The sequence below is a fragment of the Calditrichota bacterium genome (assembly GCA_014359355.1).
Classification (GTDB): domain Bacteria; phylum Zhuqueibacterota; class Zhuqueibacteria; order JANLFK01; family Oleimicrobiaceae; genus Oleimicrobium.
The window spans coordinates 1-2,135 of sequence record JACIZP010000280.1 but is presented as its reverse complement, the minus strand read 5'-3'; the positions used below and the strand labels follow the sequence as shown (position 1 = coordinate 2,135).

The 2,135-nt window shown below is 61.4% G+C and carries 2 protein-coding genes; both read right to left on the bottom strand.

The window, feature by feature from the left end:
• The coding region (locus H5U38_12295; protein ID MBC7187804.1) for a hypothetical protein at window positions 1–1,647 on the bottom strand (1,647 nt) is incomplete at its 3' end.
• 98 nt (window positions 1,648–1,745) lie between these two features.
• Window positions 1,746–2,135 (bottom strand): T9SS type A sorting domain-containing protein (locus H5U38_12290; GenBank protein ID MBC7187803.1); only part of this gene is annotated, 390 nt, incomplete at its 5' end.

The following is a 2,135-nucleotide window of genomic DNA, read 5'->3' as shown; positions in this document are numbered from 1 at the left end:
GTGCTGATTGTAATAGTTGTAGCTGCTATAGCGCTTATTGGAGCGCTCGTCAAAGGACAATGGGTGCGAACGGCTGGTGTGGTTCGGCGTGACGTCCAGAATCACCCGCAGCCCTAACTCGTGGGCGCGGCGCACGAATTGCCGGAAGTCATCTTCCGTGCCGTAAAAGGGCTCGACATGGTAGAAATCGACGATGTTGTAGCCGATGTTCGTTCGCTGATCGACTGTGCCTTCCACATCCATCACCGGCAGCACCCAAATCACGTTGAAGCCCATCCGCCGAATGTGCTCCAGGCTGTCGGTGGCCGCCCGCAGCGTCCCCTGCGGCGTAAACGACCTCACAAACATGCAGTACACGCGCGCCTCAGCCACCCAAGTGGGAACCGTGCAAAGCTGCGGGATTACCACCTCCGAGTCGTTCACCACGCTGAAAAAGTTTACCGTGGAGTTGACGTGGCCGCCCGGGTCGGTGACGGTGAGTTTCAACGCATAGTCACCAGGAATGGGCGGGACATCTATTTCGAACGTCGAATCGCTGCGGCCCTCCACTCCAACGAGTGCCGCCGGGTTCGTCTCCTGGCACGACCACAGGAAGCTGACCCTTTCCCCTTGTGGGTCGTTCCCCCTGCCCGAGACCCGTATTCTCCGCCCGACGTGCTCGAAGGCAATGGAGGGTTGTGGCAGCTGCGGTGGCGGGTAGCGCAAGCAAAGGGTGTCAGAGACGCTGGTCACGCCTCCGGTGTCAGTGACCGTCACCACGAAGCGATTCAGCCCATAGCGCAGGTTGACAGTCCACTGGTACTCCCCGGAGGCAGAAGGTTGAAACACCAGCGGGTGACTGCCCACTTGGTGGAGAGTCACCGTGCGCGCGACCACCCCGGGCGCCGTGCGCCAGCGAATAGTGCGGGCGCCGGCCCAGCAGCTGTCCGTAGAGGGCGTCTCGAAATACACCGCACCCGCCACGTAGGTGAAGAAGGTAGAATCACTCGCGTGGCGCCCTTGAAGCGTACGCACATCCACGCGCACCGCATGTACGCCATTCGCCAGCCCCTGCAGGGGAAAGCGGAGAAGAGACAGCCCCTCCACCATGCGACCGGCGAGACTGCCCCACACCCTGCCATCCACGCTCACCGTCGACTGGTCGAGGAGGAGGGAATCCCCCTGCACGACGCATATGGCCGCTACAACCGTGGGCGTCTGATTGCTCAGCACGGCGTCCTTGGGCGGCCAGAGCTCAAACACCATCGCCGGCTCCACAGACAGCACGGAATTGTTGTTGTCCGCGTAATTGATGCGCGGATTGAGGGGATCGGTGAACCACTGCCATAGCGCGCCGGAGGGGTCATAGTGCTCATGGAACTTGTACTGCTGGGTCGTGCCCACAGCCAGAGCGATGCGCTTCACGTAAAAGCCGAGCGAGTCGACATACTCCATCTGCGAGGGGGCGTTAGGGTAGATCCGCCCGTTGCTGTTCGGGCCCCAATTGTTGAACGTTCCCGGCACAAAGGCGCGCACCACCCTCGTGGACGTCGGGTAGTGCCGAAAAGTCACTGGCACCAGAGCCTGGCCTTGTACCCCTGTTGACGAAAACAGGAGAATTGCCAAGGCCACACCAGCTGTCAACCGGCGCAAAACCACTCTCTTCACCAAGAGTACACCTTCCGTTCGCCACATGACGAAGAGGGGAGAAAGCCATGGGCCTTCTCCCCTCGGGTGCTCATGCGTTGCTGGTGAGCATCGGCCCCTTAGCGCACCAACACCATCTTAGCCGTCTTCACCACCTCACCAGCCACCAACCGACACACATACACCCCCGACACCACCTGTCGCCCCAGCTCATCCCGACCGTCCCACCGCACACGGTACACCCCAGGCACCTGCTCCTCATCCACCAACCGCGCCACCCGCACCCCAAGCAGATTGTACACCTCCACCCGCACGTGTCCCGCACGCGCTACCTCATACCGCACCTCCGTCTCCGGATTGAACGGATTCGGGTAGTTGCCCAACCGATACTCCCGCGGCACTTCCCGACTCACTACCTCCACCCCCGTCTTCGGCCGCTGGTTGTCATAATCCCACGCGCTGTAAAACACCGGATCGATGCTCCCAAACTGCGAGTGAATCCCCGACGC